We start from the raw sequence: 25,960 nt of genomic DNA on the forward strand, positions 1-25,960 counted from the left end.
AACTCCATGCTGTTCTATTTTGCCTAGAACAGGATTCCGTCAGTGATGACTTCATCGACGGAATCTGCCCACCAAGATTCATCGTCGTGCTCAGCAACACTGGCCACCAATTGGTCTAACCCATTAAGTTTATTGATGACCATCAGGGCATCCAGGGCCGTGATGGAACCGTCACCATTGACATCCAGTCGGGACAATTCCACGCTGAGGGGTTCCCCTTCAGCTCCATCGGCAGGACTGTTCATATAATTGATCACCCGCAGGGCATCCGACGCAGTCACGGAACCGTCAGCGTTGGTGTCTTCTTTCTCCATCTGGTCGGTCGCTACACGGGCGTTGTAAGAGGAAGCTGAACCAGTTGGCGGGCTCAGCGATACCGAAGCAAGTTCCTGCAATTCGATGTGGTTGAGCACCCGATTGTAGATCCGTGCGTCATCGATCAAACCGGCGTAGTGACTCGACGTACCGCCCACATTCACACCGCCACCGGCACCGTCGCTGAAGCGAGTGCCGCCGTCGGCACGTCCGAGCGTGGCGTTGTTGTGGGCCGTGATGGCAGCCAGTGCCGCCCCGGTGGTCTCCGCAGCCCCGTTGAGCTGCAAGCGGATTTCGCCAGCGACCGCATCAAAGACCAACGAAGCGTGGTTCCACTGATCAGCCACGACGTTGGAGGCCGAAAGCCACGTTCCTCCCCAACCATCCAGCACACTCCAGCCACCGGCGAGCAACTGACCGTTCTCAAGATATATGTTGAGTCCCCGTACTGTCCCACCTTCCTGGTAGATCACCTGACGACCGGTGCCATTCAGGTTCGTTGGGTAGAACCAAAACGCGACCGTCCGCTCAGTTGTGGTCCGGTTGTCGATGTCCACCGACTGGGCCACCGTCATGACCTGATCCGTTCCAGAGAACTGAACCGAGCTATTGCCCAGGCCACCGGAAACAATCGTCGCGCCAACCAACGTGCCGTCATCGGCGGCGCTGCCCTCAGGGGCACTGTCCAGAGTATTGCCTTCAAATCCCCAGTGCGTGACCAGGCCCAAGGCGAGATTTCCAGGAGAAGTTGGTGTTTGAGAGTCGAGTTCCTGCAATTCGATGTGGTTGAGCACCCGATTGTAGATCCGTGCGTCATCGATCAAACCGGCGTAGTGACTCGACGTACCGCCCACATTCACACCGCCACCGGCACCGTCGCTGAAGCGAGTGCCGCCGTCGGCACGTCCGAGCGTGGCGTTGTTGTGGGCCGTGATGGCAGCCAGTGCCGCCCCGGTGGTCTCCGCAGCCCCGTTGAGCTGCAAGCGGATTTCGCCAGCGACCGCATCAAAGACCAACGAAGCGTGGTTCCACTGATCAGCCACGACGTTGGAGGCCGAAAGCCACGTTCCTCCCCAACCATCCAGCACACTCCAGCCACCGGCGAGCAACTGACCGTTCTCAAGATATATGTTGAGTCCCCGTACTGTCCCACCTTCCTGGTAGATCACCTGACGACCGGTGCCATTCAGGTTCGTTGGGTAGAACCAAAACGCGACCGTCCGCTCAGTTGTGGTCCGGTTGTCGATGTCCACCGACTGGGCCACCGTCATGACCTGATCCGTTCCAGAGAACTGAACCGAGCTATTGCCCAGGCCACCGGAAACAATCGTCGCGCCAACCAACGTGCCGTCATCGGCGGCGCTGCCCTCAGGGGCACTGTCCAGAGTATTGCCTTCAAATCCCCAGTGCGTGACCAGGCCCAAGGCGAGATTTCCAGGAGAAGTTGGTGTTTGAGAGTCGAGTTCCTGCAATTCGATGTGGTTGAGCACCCGATTGTAGATCCGTGCGTCATCGATCAAACCGGCGTAGTGACTCGACGTACCGCCCACATTCACACCGCCACCGGCACCGTCGCTGAAGCGAGTGCCGCCGTCGGCACGTCCGAGCGTGGCGTTGTTGTGGGCCGTGATGGCAGCCAGTGCCGCCCCGGTGGTCTCCGCAGCCCCGTTGAGCTGCAAGCGGATTTCGCCAGCGACCGCATCAAAGACCAACGAAGCGTGGTTCCACTGATCAGCCACGACGTTGGAGGCCGAAAGCCACGTTCCTCCCCAACCATCCAGCACACTCCAGCCACCGGCGAGCAACTGACCGTTCTCAAGATATATGTTGAGTCCCCGTACTGTCCCACCTTCCTGGTAGATCACCTGACGACCGGTGCCATTCAGGTTCGTTGGGTAGAACCAAAACGCGACCGTCCGCTCAGTTGTGGTCCGGTTGTCGATGTCCACCGACTGGGCCACCGTCATGACCTGATCCGTTCCAGAGAACTGAACCGAGCTATTGCCCAGGCCACCGGAAACAATCGTCGCGCCAACCAACGTGCCGTCATCGGCGGCGCTGCCCTCAGGGGCACTGTCCAGAGTATTGCCTTCAAATCCCCAGTGCGTGACCAGGCCCAAGGCGAGATTTCCAGGAGAAGTTGGTGTTTGAGAGTCGAGTTCCTGCAATTCGATGTGGTTGAGCACCCGATTGTAGATCCGTGCGTCATCGATCAAACCGGCGTAGTGACTCGACGTACCGCCCACATTCACACCGCCACCGGCACCGTCGCTGAAGCGAGTGCCGCCGTCGGCACGTCCGAGCGTGGCGTTGTTGTGGGCCGTGATGGCAGCCAGTGCCGCCCCGGTGGTCTCCGCAGCCCCGTTGAGCTGCAAGCGGATTTCGCCAGCGACCGCATCAAAGACCAACGAAGCGTGGTTCCACTGATCAGCCACGACGTTGGAGGCCGAAAGCCACGTTCCTCCCCAACCATCCAGCACACTCCAGCCACCGGCGAGCAACTGACCGTTCTCAAGATATATGTTGAGTCCCCGTACTGTCCCACCTTCCTGGTAGATCACCTGACGACCGGTGCCATTCAGGTTCGTTGGGTAGAACCAAAACGCGACCGTCCGCTCAGTTGTGGTCCGGTTGTCGATGTCCACCGACTGGGCCACCGTCATGACCTGATCCGTTCCAGAGAACTGAACCGAGCTATTGCCCAGGCCACCGGAAACAATCGTCGCGCCAACCAACGTGCCGTCATCGGCAACACTGCCCTCAGGAGCACTGTCCAAGGCATCCCCTTCAAACTCCCAGTGAGCGACCAACCCCAGGTCCAGGTTCGACGTTTGGCCGACGGTCACCTCAAAGGTGTCGGTGACTGGAGCGGAGTCGTCATCGTCGAGCGAAATTTCGACCGTAAAGACTCCTGCGTCTGTGAACACGTGTGATAGATCGATCGACTTCAATGCCGGGTCGATGGTAAGTGATTGAGGCCCATTCCCGTCGTCAAAGTCTACCGTTCCGCTCCACACGTCCTGGCCCGGATCCGTGAAATCGATGGTGCGGGTAAACGTGGCTCCCGGAGCCACGGTTTCGTCGATCCCTGCCTCGAAAGTTGGGGCGACATTGGTGACGACAAGGTTGAACGTGGCGTCGACCGACACCGACCCATCATCGGCGGTGATTGTGATGGTTTGTGATTCAGACGGACCGTCCGTTGTCAGATAGCTCCACGTCCAAGTGCCATCGCCATTGTCAACGATCGATCCGAGGCTCGGTGAAGCGGATAACGTGACGGTGTCGCTCACGTCGACATCACCAAAGGTGCCTGTCATCGTCGCGGTCAATCCTTCGGCGACGCTCACCGATGGCTGGTCTGCCGCTACGATCGGTGGATCGTTCAGACCGTTAACGGTTACTGTCACCATTGCTGAGGCGGCCCCGCCGTCTGGGTCTTCGATAGTGTAGCTCAACTGTACCGTCTCATTTTCGCCTACGGCGAGGTAATCGAGAGCCCCTGCTGGATCATACGTGAGCGATCCATCGCCGTTGTTGGAAACCGTTCCAAGAATCGATGAGGCGTCAATGTCAGTAACAGTTAAGGGTGTGAAAAAACTGGTTAGTAGCCGCGCCACAAACCAATCATTATCGCCCCCCGCAAAAGTTCCGTTATCCGAGCGATCTGAGTAGCCAGCAATGAGCAAATTACCCTCAGCATCAATCGAAATCGCTCGGGGTTCATCATCATCGTTACTTCCGAGATCGTGCACAACTGCTGATCCCGAATGGAAACTGGTGTCCAAGGTTCCATTCGAAAGCAATTTGACGAGCGTCAAATCATTGCGTGTGGCTGTACCACCGTAAGCCGAACCGACTAAAAAGATCTCACCGCTTGGGGTAAGGGCAATGTCACGCGCAATCCCACTGGCAAATCCTGACGCCTTGCCGTCGTTCGAAAACGTGTTGTCGAGTGTTCCGTCAGTCAAGAACCTGGCGACGGCGAACGCATTGGAACCCGCTGCCAAAATTCTTCCGTCGTTTTGGATTTTGATTGATTCAATGGAACTGAAAAAACCAAAATCGGCAAACGCGATTCCACCGCTACCAAAGGTAGGATCTAAGGTCCCATCCGTGTCGAGTCGGAATAAAGCAAAATCGTAGTCCGATACGCCGCCGGCAAAACCGCCACGAGTTCCTCCGACGATGATCTTGCCAGAGGAATCGATCGCAACCGATTTTGCGGTGTCTGAGGGGCGTCCGAGATCTAGCCGAACGAAGCCTGTTGTATTAAAGGTCGTATCGGGTGTCCCATTGGCTAGGAACCGAGCAACGCCCACATCGCCTGCGGAACCGCCAACAACCACGAGATTGCCTCCCGCATCGATCACTAGGTCGAATGCTTCCTCAGTAGATGTTTGGCCCAGATCGAGCGTAGCGATTCCCGAAACTCCGAAAGCCGTATCGAGCGTTCCGTCAGCAAGGAACTGAGCGAGGGCAAAATTGGCATTGCTGGACGCTTCCATTGTGCCCGCAATCACAAATCGCCCGTCCGGTCGAACCGCAATTGCATTGGCTCTATCTCGCGAGGTACCTAAGTCTGCTATCACGATTCCGCCGGTGCCAAAGGAGGTGTCCAGATTTCCATCGGGATGGTACCGAGCGACCACAACGTTTTTGATGGCGTTGGTATCCGGACTGCTAATCGAATCACCGACCACTAGGATTTTCCCATCGGGGAGCACGACCATATCTTTAGCTTGATCGTCGATCGAGTCGAGCGGCCAGTTTGTCACCGTCACGCCCGCATTGCCGAATGCCATGTCGACGATACCACTGTCGGTGACGCGTGCGATCACCATGTCATCAAACGTGTCTGCATTGCTCACGCTACCGACGACTAAAAGACTGCCGTTCACAACTTTCGCACCATGTGCATAGTCATTGCGGCCAATCGTCGTTCCGAACACTAGTTGCCCGGTACCGTTGAACACGACATCGAGGGTTCCATCTTGTAGCAAACGCAGTGCGTAAAACTCATTATTGCTAGCAGCGGAATCGTAACCTGAACCCGCCAGAACCAATCGACCGTTGGTATCCAAATCGATCCCAACTAAGCTCGGATAGCTTCCCATGTTGAGGTTATGCTCGATCGAACCATCGATGTCGAAGCTAGAGTCAATGCCTCCCGAACTGTCAAACTTTGTCACCACCGCATTTCCGGATGACGTATATGCCAGATATGTGTCGCCCGTCGAGGGAACGTGAACAAAACGTGGGTCATCATGGTAAGACACTGCCGCCGGTGCGTAGGCTAATCCGAGCGTTCCGAAGTTGGTGTCGAGCACACCATTTGAATCCAGCTTTAATAAAATGGCTTCGTCACTGGATGACGTTGGACTCACAGACAACGCTGAAATAATCAAGTCGCTAGCAGGCGTCATCGCCAGTTCGCCCGCCGTGTCGCGTGTCCCTCGGATGTCAATAACTGTTTTTCCGCTCGTGCCGAAACTCGTCACCAAACTGCCATCGAGGGCTGCATAGCGGGCCACAGCCAGATCCCTCAAATTGTAGTCGTATCCACCTGGTATCGTGCTTCCGAGCACGATCAGGTCGCCACTGGCTGGATCAATGACAATGTCTTGAGCAAAGTCATTTGGCGAGCCGAAATCGGTGGTGACTAGTCCGCCGCTACCAAAAGTTGCATCGGGGGATCCGTCACTGTGGAATCGAAAGATCGCGAAATCGGAATCGCCGCCAGGCTGGTAGAGGTTGCCAACGACAACAAACTTCCCATCTCCTTGTTGGGCTACGGCGGTGACTTGGTTGCCCGCATTAATAGGTACGCTAACGCGACCCTGGTCACCAAAAGCAGTGTCCACGTTCCCGTCAGCGTTGTAGCGAACAAGCGTGAAATCGCTGTAGGTTCCAAAATTGCCGGACGTACCCGCGACGAGGTATTTCCCGTCACCCAACGAGATGACGTCATTGGCCGAATCACTCACTCCCGGTATTGGAATGCTTTGCGTGACCAGCCCATTGGCACCGAACGTCGGGTCAAAGTCACCGGCATCACCACCGACCGATTCCAAATCAAAATCGTTACCCAATACATTGATCACAACCGCTGTATCCTGATCGGTTGATGCTGAATCGTCCGTGGCGACCGGCGCGTCATTGACCGCTGTCACATCCATGGTCATCGAAGCTAAAGTAGAAAACGCCTCGCCGTCGCTCACACTGAACTCAAACGAAGTGTATGGCTCACCATTTTCATTGGTGGTCGGTTCAAAACGCAGGCGTCCGGCATCCAGGTCGGCGACTGCGATCACGCTTGCGGCGGCCAGGGTTTCTGCACCACCATCGAAGTGCCCATTGTCATCCAGATCGAGGTACAGCAGGCCTGCGGCAGGCAGGGTTTCAATTCGAACCGATTGGAGTTCGTCGCCGACGTCCAGATCCGAGAAAGGAAAATCGGAACTGGAAAAGACTTTCGATCCGTCTTCCAGCATCGTGATGGCCGTGTCGTTGGTCGTTGGCGGAGTGTTGAGGTCGACCGATACGACGAACGTATCGTCGACGAGTGGTGAATCTCCGTCGGTCAACGAGACCGTGACTGTAAAATCACCTTCGGCAAGGTAGACATGGTCCAGTTCAATCGTCTGGCCAGCACCGAACGTCAGTGGTGCCACGGTTCCATCGCCGTAGTCAACAGTGCCGGTCCATGTGTCGGTGCCCGGATCGATGAACGTGACCGTCCGTTGAAAGACGCCAGCGTCGACGGGCGACAAAGCTTCCTGTGCTCCTGCGTCGTAGGTTGGCGTGAGATTCTGAACATCGACCGTGAAGGTGGCGGTTCCTGTCAGACCTTCTGAATCGGTGACTGTGAGGACAACGGATTCCATTTCCGGTCCATCAGGGAAGGATCCGGTCCAGGTCCAGGTTCCGTCTCCGTTGTTGACGACACCGGCGGGGACGGACGTGAGCGTGTCGGCGAAACGCAGTGTGCCGGAAGCGGTGTAGGTGGCTGCCTCGTCGACACTCACCGGCGAGTTGGTCACCGTGACCTGCGGCAGCGTGAATTTCCACAATTCTTCACCGACAACACCATTGTCGGCAGGGAAGAACAATTGGTTGTCGAACTCAACAAACTCAAAGAAGGTGTCGTTGGCAAGCGATCCGGTTCCAACAGCAGAATGGATGTCGTCGATCAAGATGGTTCCGCTCTGCGTGCCATCACTCATCCAGAGTTCTCGACCAGACTCACCGTCATCGGCTGAGAAAATGAGCTTGCCCTGGAACTCGGTCAGACCTAGCGGATAGGAACCTTCATCACCCACTCGGATGTCTTTGACAACGCTTGCGGTCGTCCCATCAAACTTCCACAACTCGAAGTCGTTGTATCCAACCGGATCCGCATCCGCAACGAAATACAGCAAGCCTCCCGCCTCGGTGAGGTAGCCAACATCTGCGTAGTCATTGGGGTCTGTGGTTGCATCGAAGAGTGAAACGGTGCCGCTGGGCGTTCCATCGGTTTTCCATAACTCGTCCGAGCGTGCGATGAAGTGGAGTTCGTTTTGATGTGCGACGAAAAATCGAGGGCCGTAGTAATCGGGGTAGCCGCTGAAGTCACCGAGTGATCCTACAGTCGAACTACCAGCTTGTCCCGTGGTGGTCCAAAGTTCGAAATCACTTTCAACAAACAGTTCGCCGTTGAAGTCGGTCAGTGAAGTGGGAAAGAGAATGGGGTCCCCCGTTCCGGCTTGCGTGACCGGCACTGTCCCGGCCGCATCGCCGGTGCTTCGGTACAACTGTTCGCCGGTTCCGTCGTTCGCAGAGAAGTACAGCATCCCACCCGAGACGGTTAGCCAGTCTGGGTATGATCCGTCATAGGAACCACCGACCGACAAGTCTTTCACCATCGAGGTCGCGTTGAGCAACGACTCGTGTTTCCACAGTTCATTTCCATGGACGCCATCATTGGCGGTAAAGAACAGCGTTGAACCGACCGCGGTCAGGTTGGTTGGATAAGAATCGCCACTCGAGTTGACGTCCGCGACCTGCATGGTACCACCAGGCGTGCCATCGGTTTTCCACAGCTCGTAGCCTTCCACGTTCGACCAGCCAGAGAAATAGACCTCCCCGTTGACCTCGACGAGATCACGCGGGTAGAGCCCAAAACCATTTGCGATGGGATCGTCTAGCCGGATGGTGCCGCTTTCTGTCCCATCGGATTTCCACAGCCCATTGTCGGCGGCAAAGAACAGTCCTTGGGAAGTTGTGAGCAGGGAGGTGGGATTGGATCCCAAACTTGCGAAATTGCTGGTCAGATTCGTCGCTGTGCTGGGCGTCCCGTCGGTTGAAAACCAATCAATCGTGGTGCTAGGTCGGAAGAATAAATGCGAACTGGTCGCCAAAAAACCGACAACGGACGGATAGGAATAAGGGGTTGGTTCGAGCAACGACAAATCTTCCACCAACACGGTTCCGGTGGTCGATCCGTCCGTCTTCCAAAGCTCTCGGCCTGATAGCCCCGAGCTATCGGCTTCGAAGTACAACGTTCCGTTGGACTCAACGAATTTGCTGGGATTGGAACCATTTCCGTCACCCGGGCGGATGTCCTTCAGTAGCACGGTTCCGCTTTCGGTCCCGTCACTGACCCAAAGTTCACGGCCCGTTACATTGCCGATTGCCGAGAAGTAAAGTTTGCCTGCGTACTCTGTCAAGTGATCGGGAGAACTGCTGAGAACGTCACTTCGAATGTTTTTGACTCGCTCAGTCGACCCCACAGTGCCATTGGATTTCCAAAGTTCATTGTCAAACGAATCCATTGCTGAAAAGAACACAGTTCCACCTACAACAGTGAGGCTCTCGATCTGGTCAAGCTGCGCAAGCTCAACGGTGTTGGCCAATGCCCCGCCTGACGTCATGAGCACTTCACCTGACGAACCATCCGCTACGTAGAAAAGTTGACCGCCAGACTCAACCAACTCGCGAGGGTAGCTGTTGGCAGAACCGGGATTCGTGTCACCCAGAAAGGTTGCGGTACTCAGACCAGGCGACGCCGACCACAGTTCACGACCATTGATTCCATCATCTGCGGTGAAGTAGAGGTTGCCGCCGGCTTCAACGAAATTGGATGGTTCAGACCCTGCCGGGCCAGGGGAGACGTCCTCGAACAGTTCCGTGCCTCCATACGATCCGTCACTGACCCAAAGCTCTTCACCATGCACGCCATCATCATAGGCGAAGAAAAGCTTGCCCCCTGCCGATGAGAAGTCGGAGTAAATCCCTTGGGTGAAGTCCTCTTTCACGACCACCGTCCCGCCAGCCGTGCCGTCCGATTTCCACAATTCATATTCGTAGTTGATGTTGTCATAATTCGTGAAGAACAACGTTCCAGAAACATCCGTTTTGGCAGTTGAAAAATTTCGCTCGAGCAACAACTCGGGTTCGTTCAACGTCGTGTCGTAGTAGAACAACCCACGGTTCCCTGACTCCAACCAAGCATCAAACACGAACCCAGCTTGGAATGCCAGGAAATCGGAGGGCGAAGAATTGGACCAATCTGGATTGGGGTCGGTATTCAGATCCGCGAGACGATAGGTTCCCGAGGGCGTCCCATCGCTTCGCCACAGTTCTTCCCCCGATGCGTCGGTGTTTCCAAAGTAAGCGATGTCGCCGATCGCAATTCCTTCGCTTGGTGAATACGCGACATTATCGGCCACAATGTCAGCAACCAAATCAACCGCGAGCAATCGACGCTGTTCGAGACACTCGAATGACCGGCGTGTGCTACGGCGTGAGGCCAGAGATTGCCGTCGTTTCTTGAAGGAGATCATGATTGGATTCCGAGAGAATCAAGGTCCGGTTGTAAAGATGAACGATCCGTTCAACTTCAGTTGGATTGGTTGGCAGCAGTTGGCTACTTCAGAGGCGGGACGATCCAAAGTTCTTGGTCGTCTTCTTCCAAGTCGGGGCTATGGATGCGGGTGGGAGCGGCGTTGCACAGGACTTCCACTGCAAAGATTTCTTCGACGGCGGTTTCGAATTCGAACCAAGCGACGCTCCGGCCCGAGATCAAATCAATGACGGCGACCCCGCAGCGCAAAGCGTCGTGCTTTTCGGCAATCGGCAGTCCGCCGAAAACGTTTGACTCGCGAATCTGGGACATTCCCACGAATGCGAACTGGCCTGCAATCGATAACCCGCGGGTGTAACCGGGAACGGCATCGATCGGATCGACGTGCCCGTCCGTTTCGTCAACGACACACAATTCGCCGCAGCCAGAATTGAGCACAAACAATTTCGAATCATGGAGTCGTGGCGAGTGTGGCATACACAACCCACTCGCAACGATTCGGTTGTTGCGAACGTCGATCAAACACCCACTGTCAATTTTGTTTTCCCGCCATCCGCCGCCAACATCCGTTTGCCCCAACGCAGTGACATAGCGAGGCCCATCATCGTCCATTGCCATGCCGTTGAGATGGCATCGGTCTTCGGGACGGAGTTCCGAAATGAACCACGGCTTCCAGTTCGGAACAAAATTGTGCAATGTCTCAAACGTGCAGAGGCACGAAAACAATGTATTGACGCCCCACAATGTGTCGCCGTGGTATGCCAGCTCGTGAATGCTAATGTTGCCGGTGATGTGATAATCACGAGCCGCCAGTGTGAGCGACTTTGAATTGCTCGATGGCCCGGTGGACGACGAGGCCTCCCAGGGAATGTCTCTCTCAGCCGCAAGCGTCCACAGTCCGCGGCGAGTTCCCACCGTGAGTTTTCTGGGATGAATTGCCAATCCCATCGCCGTTGGAAACGACGTCAAACGCACATCCAGGGCACTCCCAGAAGCCTGGATCACAGCTACTTTTCCCAGCTTGTAAGTTGACACCACGATGGATGCCCGCAAATGCTGCAAAATGGGTATGAACTCAGAACTACACCGATAGCGGAGTTCAATCGAGCAATCAGAGGAGGATTGGGTTGCGCTCAAAGTAGTCCGGTCGTCAAAATTCAGCTCAGCACCAACGATCGTGATGAAAAGCCCTCGGCAGCCCCTTCTTTTAGGGGGATCCGCTAGTCACATTAAGCCCTTCCACGAGGGTAGTCCAGACCCTACATCCAGAAAGCTCACTTTTCGCAACCGGGGCCTTCAGGCGGTCTCAGGCAATTCAATCGTCAGAGTTGAGATGGTGAATTGCCCCGTCACCTGACGGACTTTGATTTCAAGTGTGACAACGGAGTCCGAGAGCGAACCGGGAGCAAATGTGAAGTTTCCATCTGCTGATAGCGTGAACGATGAGCCACCGGGCAATTCCTCAACCGGTTGGATCCATTCATAGAGAAGATCGCCAGGCGAGATGGCACTGTCATTGTCACTTAGGTTTCCTCTGATGCTCTGGAGACTCTTTGGTCCCCAAAGAGTCCACTGCGTTAAGCTTTCGTGGGTCACCGCGGATGAGAGAACGCCGAGATCACGCACGGAAAAAATGCCTGATGGCCGACGGAAATCAGCGCCCAATGTCAAGCCTCCGACGTTGCCCAAGGTATCCCCGACCAAGATCCGAACACGATCGAGCTGTCCGTCAAGATAGAGTTCAAGGCGATGCCCGCGTTTTACGATGGTTACATTCGACCAGACTCCAAGTGGCAATTCCGAATCACTGACCAAGCCTTCGTCGTCACGATGATCCGTTGAAACCCGAACGTGCAACCGCATGTCATTGGGGCGAAGGAAAACAGCGGGCCCACGTTGGGAGTCGTCATCGCCTTTGAACAAGACCGAACGCCATTGTCCATCAGGAGCAGCGTCAGGACGAAGGTCAAACCCAATCGTCCAGTCACCGTTTTCAGCTCCGATCGAATCGAGATCCAAACTCGATTCAAACCGAATTTGATCATCCGGTTGTTGGAAAGCCGCCTCTGTGGAGAGGTTGACCCCCGGTAAAGCATCAAATGCTTCCACCATGAAGTGGTCATCCATTGAGTCCGGTGGCACATCAATCACGAACGTGAGAACGCCTTCCGTCTGGGATGCATCCACTAGATAAAAACCATCGAACTGATCTGCCTCGATCCGAATGCGATGGGATCCAGGATTTAATACGGCGTCCACGCTGGCGCCAGTTCGAACAAGCGTTTGCTCGTCAGATGTTTGGTCCAGCAACCATTGGCCGTTGGGTTTGGGGGTCCAGTCTTGGTTAAAGAGGGCGGCCTCTTCTTCGGAACGCCAATGATCGCCTTCCCAGACCCCCCAAGGTGTGAACAGGCTGATGTTCTCGTTGCCGGCGAGCGCGGCGTAGATGTCCCGGGTGAAGTCGGCTTGGGTTTGCTCGTCGATGAACAAGGCGTCCACGTCGAATTCGGTGATCTGGAAGTCGCGGCCCAAGCTCTCGTAGCGTTCCAATTCGGCCAGGATGCGGTCGATGGCGGGTAAACGCTCTGACAAAAAATGACCTTGAAAGCCGATGGTGTCGTAGTCGGCACGACCGCTGGCGGACTGGGCGTCAAGGAACGTCAGCAGGTTGAAGAAATCATCGCTCTGGCCATTGTCAGGGTTGGAGAGAATATCGAACTCATTGATAATCAATCGCGTGTCGGGATGAACGACCGACCGAGCCGCATCGATGACATCGAGCATGAAGTCATCGCCGACGATGTCCCAGATGTCTTCACTGAGGATCGGATGATTGATCACATCCCACCAGGTCACCAACGGCTGGTCGCTGCCGTCCCGTGTGCCCGCAAACGCGGACGCGGGACCGGTGGCGATGTGCCTGAGCACTTCGCTTTCGAGCCAAGCCTTGGCAGCGACGGGGCCCTCCGTGGTCTCTACCTGCTCGTAGTTTGTGAGCAAATCAGCAGGGGCAGGAAAGCGATCGAGCTCACCCCACACAAGGGCGTGCCCGTGATACAAGGCATCGCGATCCACGACCCACTGCAAGAAATCAGTTGGAAGCTGCGAGTCCTCTTCCCAAGGGCCCCACTGAGCTTCGCCACCATCGGTCAGTGTGTCAAAGTGAGTTTCGATGATCGCCCGGTAACGAGCCGAGTCGGCGGTCAATGAAATGGGATCCGCTGACAGCACCACCTGAGAGGGCGAGACTGCCATTCCCATGGGAAGAGACAGTGCCTGCGGCGTGATCGTGACAACAGCCCCTTCAATAGGATTGCCGGCGGCATCCTGGACGAGGATTTGGACCGGATTCGATCGCTGTATTTGTTCGTTGACCTTGGCCTGGGCTCGCCAGGCGGCGTCCGCGTCGCGTCCCTCGTAACTGAAGGTCGTTCGCGGGAGGCTGTTCATCTCCGTCGAGCCCGGCATTTTCAGCAGGCTGAAACCTGCTAGTTCAACGGATTGCTGCTGGTACCCCAGCCGGATATCGAGACCACGGGTAGCGGTTGCGTTGTTGTTGAAGTCGGCAACGACTGGCCACAGCAACGGAGTCCATTCATCCTCGACTTCCCAGGTTTGCTCCTTGCCGTGATAGCTGTCACTTTCCTGAAGACGCATCCCCACGGTCACCGGAGAACCATCGAGGTTGGCACTGCGAGCCCAAAGGCTGACGAACAACTTGTCACCGTCGACAATCTCAGTTGGTGGCAGCGTGTGTGAGAAGGCGACGTCCCAAGGGTTTGTGAATGAGTTGACATCGACGCGGATCGCATTGTTACCAGGCGCGGCATCCACGAACGGAAGACTGGGATCAGTCTCCTCGAATTCGACCACCGCGTTCGGCGAGCTCACGTCGTAGTAGGAAAAGGCGGGCAAGAGAATGGGATCGACGGGCAGCAGTTCCGTTCCGCCTAGGGCCTCTCCACCAATCGTTCCGGTCACCTGCCGCGTGAATTCGCTGCCGAGTTGGTAGGCTGGGTCGGCGACCAATCGAATCACCACGGTCTCGGTCGGTTCGGGCAGTCCATCTTTGGTCACGACCAATTCAATCTCAGCAGATCGCTGTCCCGCTGGGATGATGACGGTTCCGGTGTGGGCCGGGAAATCCGCACCGTTGGTTGCGGTGCCTCCCAGGGTGTAAGCAACCGGCAGATCCCGCCCCAGATCGTCGTTGCGTTCAACGACAAAACGCATGGATGGATCGCTGGAAAAAACCTCATTGGTCTGCGAGATTTCGGCATGCAAGCTGACTTGGGGCACGATCGGGCGCAAGAACTCGTTGCCAACCAGTTGTGGTCCAGAGGCAAGCTGATCTGGACGAGTCCAGGCGACCGAAAGATGATTCGTCGCCACTGGATCGTCGTGAACCTGCAGCGTTTCGATGTAGTAATCTTGACCGGCAACCAGATAGACGGAGGCAGAGAGACCAGCATTGGGGTCGGCGAAGCCTTCCATCGGCGTGGGTGTTGCGACCGAGGCGAGCAATCGGGAGTTATCGGATGTGACTCCTTGTGACAACCACAACTCAGCCTTGTCGCTGGCGGCGAGATGGAACGTGTATTGCCCGCTGACAGGAGGCGAGACGATCCCGCGTATCCGGACGGCTTGGTTGCCGAGAAGTCCCGAGTGACGGAAGCTGCTCAGATCTGAAGCAGTGGTGGGCGTGTTACCAATGAATGCAGCGTGAGACCGTAGGTCAGCAACGGAAGTGAGTGATGGAGCAGGAGAGTTGGTTTCGAATGTTTCAAACAGCACACCGCTGCGAAGCTGCGCAGCAGGAACCAGAGGCGTGAGTTGGTTGCTCAGCAATGCCGTTTTGAATGACGATCCGGTTTCACTGCCAACGCGGATCTTCGACGCACCCGCTCCGGCAACGTACTCGACTTTGATGCCAACGCTTTGTCCAGCGACCAGTGGGACTGTCGCGGACTGTTCACCGTCGCTGGCCGTGAAGAGCAGTTGATCGTCTAGATAGAAGTTGGCGGTGTCGTTCTCCCCGACCTCGGCAAAGAAAGTGTGGTCGGCGGACTGTGTTGGATTGAAATTGCCCTGCCAACGAATCGAGAAGGGTGCCGAACCGATATTCAAATTCGGATCAGGAGAACCGACTCCAAAGTCGAAGTCGACGGTGGGATCCGTTCGCACGCTGACCGAAGGCCCGGCAAAAGCCGTGTTGTCGTAGATCTCAGCAGTGAGTCCCTCATTCGCTCGGTCGACGATGGACGGCGAATTAGCAATGACCTCGATCGTAGCGGTTTGCAGGACGATCGCCGGGCCGACGTGAGGCACAGCGCGGACTTCGACGAGTGCGGTGGTTGGCTCAATGAAATAGGCGTGCAGTCGTGTCAACGGTTGCCAGAGGTCGCCCTCGATCTTCGTCACCCGCCCGTCGCCCCAATCGATCTCAAGGTGATCGATGGTCGTAAGATCGAGGTCGCTGATGGACTGGATCGTCAGTTCCGCAATGTCGCGTGACCGTATTTCGGCCGGCAAAGAAATCGTGGCGGTTGGCGCCGGCTCGCTCTGCAAAGATTGAGAGACGGGGCCGAGATCTGCTTCGTTGACAAAGTTAATGACCCAGAGGGCATCGATGGCCGAAACGTTGCCATCTTGGTTGACATCGTGCCGAGACTCGATCGCAACCTTCTCGGCGCCAGACGCGGCTTGATCCGCTTGTAGAACATTGATGACCTGCAACGCATCCAGGGCAGTGACCGTGCCATCTCGATTGACATCAAGTTGACTGAAGGTGTCGCCGCCGGGAGACGCGGTGAGCAGTCGACGATCCTCGAGCGATTCGAAAATTGCCTTGCGAAGCCGACGTGAGGAGAAAGTTCGCTTCAGGCGATGGGATCGTCGGTGAGAAAACAGCATTTCGAGGGCATTGGGAACAGAGAGCTCAAGGTCGTCGGATGACGATCGCCACAATAACCCGATGGAGGGGAGTACTCAAGCTGTTCCGGTTTTAGGAATTGGACAGCGCCAATGAGGCGCAAAAGGGGGCAGTAATTCACACCCCGATGCGTCACGGCTCGTTGATTGAGTCGTCAACGACGTTTCAACGCATGTTGGATGGGCACTCTTGCCCGTCAGAGTGGTGGATGTCGGCCAAGAGTGGCCAACCTACAACAAAATTGACAAGCCGGTCAGCGAGGGAATCGACGCAACTCCATCCCTCGCTGACGCTTCGGGTTATGGTTTTTGTAGCTGGACTCAACAGAGTTCAGGGATTGCAGCGAAAACGGAATTCTGGCGAATCCGGCTACCTGGAGAGATCAGGTTGCAAGATGGCTTTGACCAACCCGATCACTCGACAAAATCAGGCCGCTTCAATTGCGATGAAAGTCCGGCGATCAATCCGAATCCAAACAGAACCCAGAAGGCGTAATCATACGACCAAAACACGGTGGCGATCTCGAACAGGAACGCAATCGTGAGCGTTGCGGCGGCGAGGAAGTAGCGTTGATCGAGCGGGAAGAAGTAGGTGCTTGCTCGACGGGAGAGTTGGAATGCGGTTGACGACGCCATGAAAAACAAGCCTGTGAACAAGGCCAATCCAACCCAGCCAAAACGCAATCCGTTGTTCAAGAATGCGTTGTCGACGATCCCGAGGCGTTTTCGCACCTGCGGATCAGTCGGCAATCCAGGCAGGTTTTCGGGTGGGAATCCGGTGCTATCAATGGTTCCATAACCCAACGGGCCTCCTTGAATCAAAATCGGGACGTAGACCTGCAAGTTGACCAAACGGTTGCGAGTTCCCGTGTAGACAACGGATTCTTCTTGTTCGTCGACCACCAATACCGCTGCCCGCTTGCGGTCATTGGAATCTGTTTCGAGCAGGCGGACAAATCCCTCCCAATCACTTGCAATCCAAGCCATAGAAATGACCAGGAGCGCAAACACTGTCCATGCGGCGGGACGATAAAGCCAGGCAAACGCCAGGCAGGCTGCCAGAACCAGTGTGACGACAGGGCCACGCGAGATTGAAGAAGCCACGCCCAGAAGAAGTACGACGAGAAGGACGGGACCGAGCCATTGATTCCACTTCCCAAGTTTAGGAAACCAATCGATTCCCCTCTGAGTCAGCAACACTGCAAAGGGGACCAGCGTGAGCAGCACGTTGCTCAGGAAGATGGCGTGGCGAGTGGGTCCACAAGCTCGATAGGCGATCCCGTAGCGCAATTGGCCATTAAAATTAACGAGGTCATCTCGCGACACGAAGATCGTTTCCCAGAGATTGACGCCAGTCCAGGCTTCCGTCAGGCAGAGCACCGAGACAAGTGCGCCCACGATCGCAAACACAGGTGCCAGCTTTGGCAGAGATTCCCGATGCAGGAATGCGTAGCGTCCCGCCGCGTAGGGGAGCATCCATTGTCCGTAGGCTTGGGCGGCGACGGCGAGTGGTTGCTCGCCATAGTAGGTATCAACGATGACGTGCCAGATCGTGATCGCGCCGATCAAGTAATCCAGCGGCCCCAAAAATCGAAAGATCTCTCGCCACGAATGAGTGCAGTACACGAACAGCAAAATGATCGCTGTCGCCATGGTGACATTGATCCGTGTGTCCAGCACGACGATTTCGAACCACGTCCCGGCGAGCAGCGAGGCAGCCATCCCAGCCCCCAAAGCGGAGTGCTTGCCGTGCTTCCAACCGAACCATCCCGCGAAACCGAGTGACACGGACAGCATGATCCAGAAAGAGATTTCGGGGCTGAGCATGCGCAGGGGCAGGTCGAAAGGAGGAGAGAAGCCAAGTCGATGAGCGGAACGTTCCGTTAAGTTTAGTCAACCGCACAACCATGTGTCGTTGTGGAACCTGGGAGGCTCTGCGACGCACATCCGGCAATGAATTGTTTGCGAGGTTCACTCAGCTGCCGAAGCGGCTTGATCCGGCCTACGAGAGAAAGACGAGACGACGATTCAAGCTGGCTTCAGGGCTGAACCTCAAACGACTCTGCCAAGCAGGCAAACTTTGCGGACTATCGGGCTCGATCCGATTTTAAAGCTCGCACGATGGGGGGATCGGTATTCAACCGCCTTTTCCCGACTTCTCCGCTCGCAATTCGCTTGACTTTCCGAAAACACCGGTAGCGATCCCCATCTACGGGCCTCGAACGAGCCACGGTGCAAGTATGAAAATGAAACGAAAACTTTTAGCGACCATGCTGCTGCTGGTCCCGTTCGGCGGTTGTGCATCGCTGGACGACTGCTGCTACGAACACACACAATCGGCTCGGGCGATGGTCCAGTACGTCAAGTGTGGAAACCCAGATTCGTCCTGCTACCCGCACGACTACAAACTGGGCTGGATCGACGGCTTCTACGAAGTCTCCACGGGCGGAAGCACTTGCCCACCAGCCGTCGCCCCGGCTCGCTACTGGAAGCCTGGTCAAATCCTCAAGGATTGTGACAACAAACGTCACGCCTACTACAGCGGATGGCAGGACGGTGCGGCTCGCGCTGAGCAGTTCCCCGACACACACACCATTCGCATTTTCGAAACTTGCGAATGCCCCTTCCCGCGTTGCGAAGAGCCGTGTGCGGATGGCACCTGCGTTCCTTGCGGCATGCCAACGATTGGGATGCCGGTTTCAGATGAGATGATCGAAATGGCCCCGGTTCCCATGCCGACGGTCGAAACGACGGACATCGAGAAATCCTTCAGCGATTTGCAAGCAGCCGCTGCAAAGAAGAATGCGGCAACCAACTTGGAAGTCGGCGTGCTTCCAAACATCACCGAAGACGGCGACAAACAGTCCTCGACCGAAATCTCGGCTGGCACCGTGACTCGCCCATCTGCTCCTGCGAGCGAGCCAGAACTCGTTGCGAGAAAGAACGTTCGATCGATCGAGGCCAAACCTGCTTCGGCTCGAACAACGATTGTCCGCATGGCGGAGCCGATCGCCCAAAGCTTGAAGGCAACCACGGAACTGAACGATGCCAGCGGCAACGCAATCGCCTTGCCCGCCGGCTTCTTTGAAATGATCGAAACCGAACCGGTTGTCAAACTCGCCGAATAGTCGAGTTCCCGTTTTTGCAACACTCATCACACATACATTCCTTGCATTGCGAAGGGACTCAGCAATGACTCGCTCAAAAGAATCGATTCTGAAAAGCGTGGCACAGACCGCATGCGGATTGCTTGCACTGGCTGCGATCAGCTCCACTGGCTGTCACCAACACTTGGTTTCGTCAGCCGCTCACGCGGTTCCCGCACACCGGCTCGATCCGGAACTGTTTGCTTGCTCACGTGAAGACCTGGGCCCATTGCCCTATGCAACGCTGGGGCAACCCAAGCCAGCGGCCCACCGAATTGCTGCTGGTGACACACTCAGTGTTTATGTCTTCGGGGTGTTCCCACCCAACGAAGACGAGACCCCCGTTCAACAACGAACTCAGGCTGTCAATCAACGTTACTACCCACCGCGTGGTAGCGTCGTTGCACCCACCACTGGCCTTCCCATCCAGGTTGACGCCGATGGCAGCATCACGCTTCCGATCATCGGCCGGTTGGATGTCAATGGCCTGACGATGAACGAAGCAATCGAACGAGTCACCAATCGTTTGATTGAAGAAGAAGTCGTCCAAGAAGGCAAAGAACGCGTCACGGTGGATCTGCTGATCCCACGCGTCAGACGGGTCGTTGTCCTCCGCGAAGACACTCCCAACACACAGGTCGCTTTGGTTTCGCCGCAAGCTGTCGATGAAATCCATCGCGGCTCCGGCGAAGTGATTGACTTGCCGATCTATGAAAACGACGTGTTGCACGCCCTGGCCTCGACGGGTGGATTGCCCGGCACAGACGCGGCTCGCGAACTCTATGTGATCCGTGCCAGTGCGGGACTCAACAACAGCTTCATCAGCGGTGGACAACTGCAAAGCATTGTCTCCGGTGGCGAAGGCGGGCAGTGCAACGCCGGTGTCATCCGCATTCCGCTCGCTGGATGCCCTTGCGATAGCCTTCCGTTCACGCAAGAAGATGTGATCTTGGAAGAGGGAGACGTGGTCTTCATCCCACGTCGCAACGAGTACTTCATCTCGGGAGGGTTGCTTCCTGGTGGGCGTGTGCCATTGCCACGTGACCAAGACGTCGATGTGATCGAAGCCATTGCTCTGGCCAGCGGATCGGCGGGTGGTCCTCTCGGTCGTGACGGTAGTGTCTTGGCGAACGGGACACCCGGTTACCTCCGCGAACCCAGCCGAGTTTTGATTCTTCGCACTCTGCCCGATGGTCGTCAAATGACGATTCGGTGCGACCTCGATCGTGCGATGAAAGACTCAAAAGAACGCATTCGAATCCTTCCTGATGACGTGGTGATGCTGCAACAAAAACCAGGCGGAGCCTTCTTCAACGGGTTCCTGAACTACTTCAGTGGCGATTCGATCTTGGTTTCCTTCACGAAGGACTGATCTTCAGCTGACCAGCAAAGTCAAAGGCCGCGAACAAGATTCTTGTTCGCGGCCTTTTTTCGTTGGTTCACATCCATTGCTCGATGTTGGATTCGAAGCAGGTAGGCAGGAATGATTGGATTGAATTCGGTGCGCCGTTTGGGCGTTGTCCCCCCGTTGTGCGTGGGAACCGTGGCTAACGCCAAACGGCTCACATACCCGATGACAACTGCGTACCTACTTGGCATCCACCCACGGATGCAATTGGGGACAATCGTTCTACTTGGATTTCGGCTGACCGTTGCTGGTAATCGTCGCTGCTTTCGGGGCAGCCTGACGGGTTGCTGACGATGTCGGTCGGGTGTAGTCACTCTTGTAGTAACCGTAGTAGCCACCATCGGAGTCGAACTTCTTCCCGGCACCAAATGCGTTGAGCATGCAACCAAGCATCTCGCCACCGGAACTGCCGATCCGGCGGAGCGTGTTGACCACTTCATCACGGCGAACATTGGCGACCTTGACCACCAGAATGCCACCGTCCAAACGCGGCATCACCACCACCGGATCAGAAACCGCCAAAACGGGTGGCAAGTCAACCAGCACCAAGTCGTAGTCTTCTTTGACAACTGCCAACACTTCGTCGAGTCGTTGCGACTGCAACAATTCCGCTGGTGTGTGACTGGACGAACCGGAGGTCATCACAAACACGTTGTCAGCTTCGGTTGCTTTGATTGCCTCGGAGATTTCAAGACGGTCTTCGAGGACATCGCACAGACCATCTTCTTTGCCGAGGCTGAAGTAGCGGTGAGCACTGGGACGGCGAAGGTCGGCGTCGATGACCAACACCTTCAATCCAACCTGAGAAAACGAGACCGCAAAATTGGAAACCACAGTCGACTTCCCATCACCCTGCATGGGACTGGTGAAACCAATCGTGTGTACGCTTCCGCTTCGAATGTCGGGTAGCAACACCGTGCGTCCCAACCGGAAAGCTTCGGCGTCAGGCGAAAGCTCGGTCGCAATCAAGCCCTTGATGCCTTGATTGATCGAGTTCAGTTTGCCAACTCGACCGAGACTCGGCAATCCAATGGCATCATCCAGTTCAGCAGCCGATCGGAACCGTCCATCACGAACATCATTGGCAACCGCCAGGAACAATCCTGAAAACAGTCCCAACATCAAACCACCCAAACCACACAAAGGCAGCTTTGGCCAAGACTTTTCACCCGTTCGCGGAACGGCCAAAAACTCATAGAGATACCCCGTCAATCCACTCGCGGTATCCAAGGCTCGCAGTTGTTGAACAACGCCTTCAAACAAAGCCTCCTGTCGGCCGATCTTCTTTTGCAGAATCATGTCCGTGAGTTCGTACTCGATCAGTTCTTTCGCTTTTGTCTCTGCGTCAGCAGCCAGATACGTCAATTCTTTACGACGCTCGGAAAGTGCCGCCAGGTCATGCTGAAGAAAACCGACATAGGCTTTCAACAATCCCTCCGGCGTGAGAGCACTGTCGCCAAACATCTCCGCGGGACTGGTGAGATCCTTTTGGTCTTGCAAGAACTCTTTGACCAGCGTGATCTCACTTTCGAGTTCCTGCACCTTGGGATGGCCGGGACCAAACACCGAAGTCAAGCGTTGCTTCTCGCTGTTGAGTTTCAACAGGTGAGTGATCTGTGTCCGCGCCTCTTCCATTTTGGCTGGCATTGCAGCTTTGAATTCAGCGGTGTTGGCTGAGTTCATTTGCAGGCCAGCAAAGACCCCGAGACGCTCCAAACTGTCGCTATCGATCAATGCGAGCTTGTCGAGTTGATCAATCGGGTCGGTCGACTCATCCATTTCCTTCAAGGTCTCGTCGACACGTGTCAAACGTGTTTTGACGGTTGATTCTTGGATGTCGAGGTCGAGCAGTTCGTCTTGCAACCGGCGGTAGCGATCTTGGTAAATATTGCTGCTGCCTTCACCCTGAAAGAATAGCGGTGCCTCTTGGCGGGCCTTCAAGTGCTCTTGTTCAGCCGCGATCAGGTCGGTCTCGACCTCTGTCTTGGCCTTGTTCACCATCTCGTTGGCGCGGCCCATCACCTGTTCAACTTGATCGATGATGAATTGCTCATAGCGTTTCATCACAGCGGTCAAAATCAACTTGGCGTCATCCGGATCCGTGTGAGTGAATGTGATGTTCAGACTGCGAGCCGTTTTCGCTGAACCATCGCCACCCTTGACGATAGAAAGCTGATCAATGACATAATCAATCGCATCCGTCTTCTCATCCAAATGAGTTTCAATCGACGGCAAATCCAACAGCTCATTCTGCTCCAGTGCCTCGCCGACAATCATGCGGCTTTGGATGAGCTCCATGTGGTTGGCGAGAATGTCCTCGTCCACCATGTCAGTGCCGGTGCTGTTGCCACCCAGCCCAGCGCTTTTTTGGTTGATCAGCACCTTGGCGTTGGACTCGTACCAGACCTGCGCGTTCAGAGCATACGCCACACCGGCAGCCAGTCCCGCGATCGCAAGGAACGCAATCAACCAGCGTTGCCGACTCAAAATTTGCAGGACATCCAGCGTTTCTTCCCCGTCAGACGACGCACTGGAGGGGCCGCGGGCGGGAAGTCGGTTGGTCGGTTTGGCAGACTCAGCCATAGATACTTTCTCGAGATCGATCGATTGTGGACCGCAGGGCATGAAGGAATCCCCCTACCGTGACAAACCGATGTTCACTTGCGCCCCCGATATCGTCAAGCGAAAAAGCTGTTTTGCCCTCTTTTCCGGTGTGATGCGTGGTCATTGTGACCTCATTCGCTCTCTGGCAGTCGCATAACCCGAATGATCCACTCAAATCGCCGGGTGCGGCTGCCGCCGGTCATCGATGGTCCACAAAGCGTTTCGATTTCCCCTCGGAGCGTGGTAACGATCCAGCCGGAACCGAAGTGATCTCGACTCGCAAAGCCAGACGCTCGCGGAACGCATCTCTCAACTCCCTCATCTGCCCCAAGTTGCCAGGCTGAGACTCATTCGAGGCCGGAGATTCAATTTCAATGGAAAGTTGGTCCAAATGATCCTGGCGGGTCGCGATCATTCGAAATTCCGCTTCGGGCACCACCTGGCGAACAATCGCTTCGATGCTGGCGGGAAAAACATTGACGCCACGAATGACCAACATGTCATCCGCTCGCCCGATCACACCGCCGTCCAGTTTGACAAACTGACACGGCAAACCGTGCTCCCAAACGGGACGCACAATGTCACCGGTTCGATAACGTATCGCTGGTCCGCCATGGCGTCCCAAGTTCGTCATCACCAATTCGGATGCCTCGCCTGATTCTGCTACGCGCCCGGGTTGGCCGTCTTCGTCGAGTACAAAGAACTCGGCGATGAACTCGGACTCGATGACATGCAATCCGCGATCGTCGGCACTCGGAAATCCCCAGGCCCCAAGCTCGCTCGCCCCCGCATGATCGATCACCCGGGCTCCCCAAGGTTCCTCAATCGCACGCCGTATTTCGGGCACGCTTCCGCCGGGTTCCCCCGCGACGATCAATCGCGAAACGCGGCTGCCTTTCAGATCGATTCCGTGTTCATGCGCAACCGAGACCAAATGCAACGCGTAGGTGGGCGTGCAACACACGACGGTGCACTCGCGATCCAGCATCATCTGCAACCGTGCCGAGGAAGACAAACCACCGCCGGGAACCACCAAGCAACCTCGTTCGACCAGCGCATCGTTGGCAGACCAAAAGCCAATGAAGGGTCCGAACGAGAACGCCATCATCACGGTGTCGGCCGGACGGACGTCACCGGCATCCAAAACGTACTGCCAACATTCCAGCCACCAACGCCAATCCTCGGGAGTGTCGTAAATGGGCATCGGCCAACCCCGAGAACCGCTGGTCTGGTGGGCTCGTGAATACGCCTGTCGCGGCTGCGTGAAAAGTTTGGACGGTTCTTCCCGAGAGTTGCCGAGCAAATCCGACTTCGTCAGAAACGGCAACGACTGGAACATTTCCCAATCACTCAAATCGGGAGCAATCTGAAGAGCCTCGCGATAAAGGGGGTGCTCGGATTCTTTCAGACGTTGCCAAACGACCTGCAGCCGATCCCATTGATGCCGTCGGAGGCTGGCACGGTCCAGCGAACAGAATTCAGATCGAGAAGGTTCCATGAAGATGTTCGTCGGATCACGGCAGCATTCCAGCTGCAAACGGGGGGAGAAAACAACACATTCAAAACCGCAGCCAAGTGCCCCAGCATAGCAAGGTCGTGCATCAAGATAGATGACGGTAGACTGAACGCTGAGAGAAGCGACCGGGATCGCATCCTCGACCAAAAGCGAGACGGGCAACAACGGTTGATGACGTTTTGACTCCAATCTCCGCTGCCTCGCGTCGTCTCCCTCCAAAATCATTCAACGCCTTCCCTGTCACGGCATGCCTCCATCCATGGACGAAAAGATCGAGCCCGTGCTTGCGGTGATCGGGCATCCGGTTGCAGGCAATCCAACCCAGTTCGCACTCGAAAGTGCGTTCGAGCAAGCCAACGTGGATTGCCGCGTCCTGTCGTTCGACCTCAGTCCACAGCAACTGCCCGTCGCTGTGGACGGCATGCACGCCATGAGTTTCCGAGGCGTCTGGATCGACTCCAGTTGTCGCGGTCAGATCTCCGAGGACTCCAACACCGCGAGCAGCCTGGGGATCACCGTGGTGGATCCATCGCTGCCCGCCGAAGCGCTGCGAACAACCCCCGAATCCAAACCGGGACAGCCCCCCCCATCGCATTGGCAAGCGATCTCGGTGCGAGAACAGACCTGGACGCAATTGATTCGAGACCAGCTGGAACTCGGTGGATTTTCGGTTCAGCAAGTGCTCGTGATCAGCTCCGACACCGCCGCTCGCAAAGAACTCTCGCAGAGACTGGTGGCTGAGAATCAACTCGCCGCGAAGACATCGATGCAAACCGGCCCTTCCGAAAAAGCAATCGCTGCCAAAGAAACGGATCCCGATTGTCCGCCAGCCCATGATTCCACCGCAGAGACCACACCCGAGCGCGTCGTGATGGTCAGTTCTCCCGAGGAAATCACGACGACCTCGCTGGCGAACGTTTGGTTGGCCGTGGATGGCCCCGCATCCAAAATCATCGATGCGTTTCGCAGCTCGACGACGCCGCCGGGAACCGTGCTGGTCGACCTGAACGAAAACTGGGACGCCAACGACATCAGCGAATGGGAACGCTGCAAAATGGACGCGGGCAGCAACTGCATCACTCGCTGGGACATCCATGCCGCCTGCTTGGCGAAGGTCGTCCCCCTTTGGCTGGGCACTGAAGTTCGCGTGGACGTGCTTCGCGAAGCCATGGAAGAGTACCTTTCCGTTTGAAGGT

9 protein-coding genes are annotated in these 25,960 nt (G+C 56.0%); 3 read left to right on the forward strand and 6 right to left on the reverse strand.

Annotated elements, in window-relative coordinates; translation table 11 throughout:
• Nucleotides 1-23 precede the first annotated feature (23 nt).
• The 4 genes from PSR62_RS02830 to PSR62_RS02845 form a co-directional block, all read right to left on the reverse strand.
• Nucleotides 24-10,139, reverse strand: a complete 10,116-nt coding sequence (locus tag PSR62_RS02830) for an ELWxxDGT repeat protein (RefSeq protein ID WP_274406315.1) — start codon at nt 10,137-10,139, stop codon at nt 24-26.
• Nucleotides 10,140-10,222: 83 nt separating this feature from the next.
• The gene (locus tag PSR62_RS02835) at nt 10,223-11,296 is read right to left on the reverse strand and encodes a TIGR03032 family protein (protein ID WP_274406316.1); all 1,074 of its coding nucleotides are present in this window, start codon (nt 11,294-11,296) and stop codon (nt 10,223-10,225) included.
• 159 nt (nt 11,297-11,455) lie between these two features.
• The gene (locus tag PSR62_RS02840) at nt 11,456-16,072 is read right to left on the reverse strand and encodes a PA14 domain-containing protein (RefSeq protein WP_274406317.1); all 4,617 of its coding nucleotides are present in this window, start codon (nt 16,070-16,072) and stop codon (nt 11,456-11,458) included.
• Between the two features lie 432 nt (nt 16,073-16,504).
• Nucleotides 16,505-17,917: an O-antigen ligase family protein gene (locus PSR62_RS02845; protein WP_274406318.1), complete on the reverse strand. Its 1,413-nt coding sequence runs from the start codon at nt 17,915-17,917 to the stop codon at nt 16,505-16,507.
• A gap of 419 nt (nt 17,918-18,336) precedes the next feature.
• Here PSR62_RS02845 and PSR62_RS02850 point away from each other — a divergent pair, with 419 nt between their 5' ends.
• Together PSR62_RS02850 and PSR62_RS02855 are read left to right on the forward strand one after the other, a co-directional pair.
• Entirely contained in the window at nt 18,337-19,218 is an 882-nt protein-coding gene (locus PSR62_RS02850) for a hypothetical protein (protein WP_274406319.1), read from the forward strand.
• Between the two features lie 64 nt (nt 19,219-19,282).
• The gene (locus PSR62_RS02855) at nt 19,283-20,608 is read left to right on the forward strand and encodes a polysaccharide biosynthesis/export family protein (protein WP_274406320.1); all 1,326 of its coding nucleotides are present in this window, start codon (nt 19,283-19,285) and stop codon (nt 20,606-20,608) included.
• Between the two features lie 258 nt (nt 20,609-20,866).
• Here the strand turns inward: PSR62_RS02855 and PSR62_RS02860 are convergent, their stop codons facing one another.
• Complete coding sequence (locus PSR62_RS02860) at nt 20,867-23,227, reverse strand: polysaccharide biosynthesis tyrosine autokinase (RefSeq protein ID WP_274406321.1); 2,361 nt, start codon at nt 23,225-23,227, stop codon at nt 20,867-20,869.
• A 220-nt stretch (nt 23,228-23,447) separates the two neighbouring features.
• Nucleotides 23,448-24,746 carry a phenylacetate--CoA ligase gene (locus tag PSR62_RS02865; RefSeq protein ID WP_274406322.1) on the reverse strand — a complete coding sequence of 433 codons (1,299 nt, stop codon included), beginning with the start codon at nt 24,744-24,746 and terminating at the stop codon, nt 23,448-23,450.
• Nucleotides 24,747-25,011: 265 nt separating this feature from the next.
• Here PSR62_RS02865 and PSR62_RS02870 point away from each other — a divergent pair, with 265 nt between their 5' ends.
• Nucleotides 25,012-25,956: a shikimate dehydrogenase gene (locus tag PSR62_RS02870; RefSeq protein ID WP_274406323.1), complete on the forward strand. Its 945-nt coding sequence runs from the start codon at nt 25,012-25,014 to the stop codon at nt 25,954-25,956.
• Nucleotides 25,957-25,960: the final 4 nt, after the last annotated feature.

Origin of the sequence: Rhodopirellula sp. P2 (genome assembly GCF_028768465.1) — a bacterium.
Classification (GTDB): Bacteria; Planctomycetota; Planctomycetia; order Pirellulales; family Pirellulaceae; genus Rhodopirellula.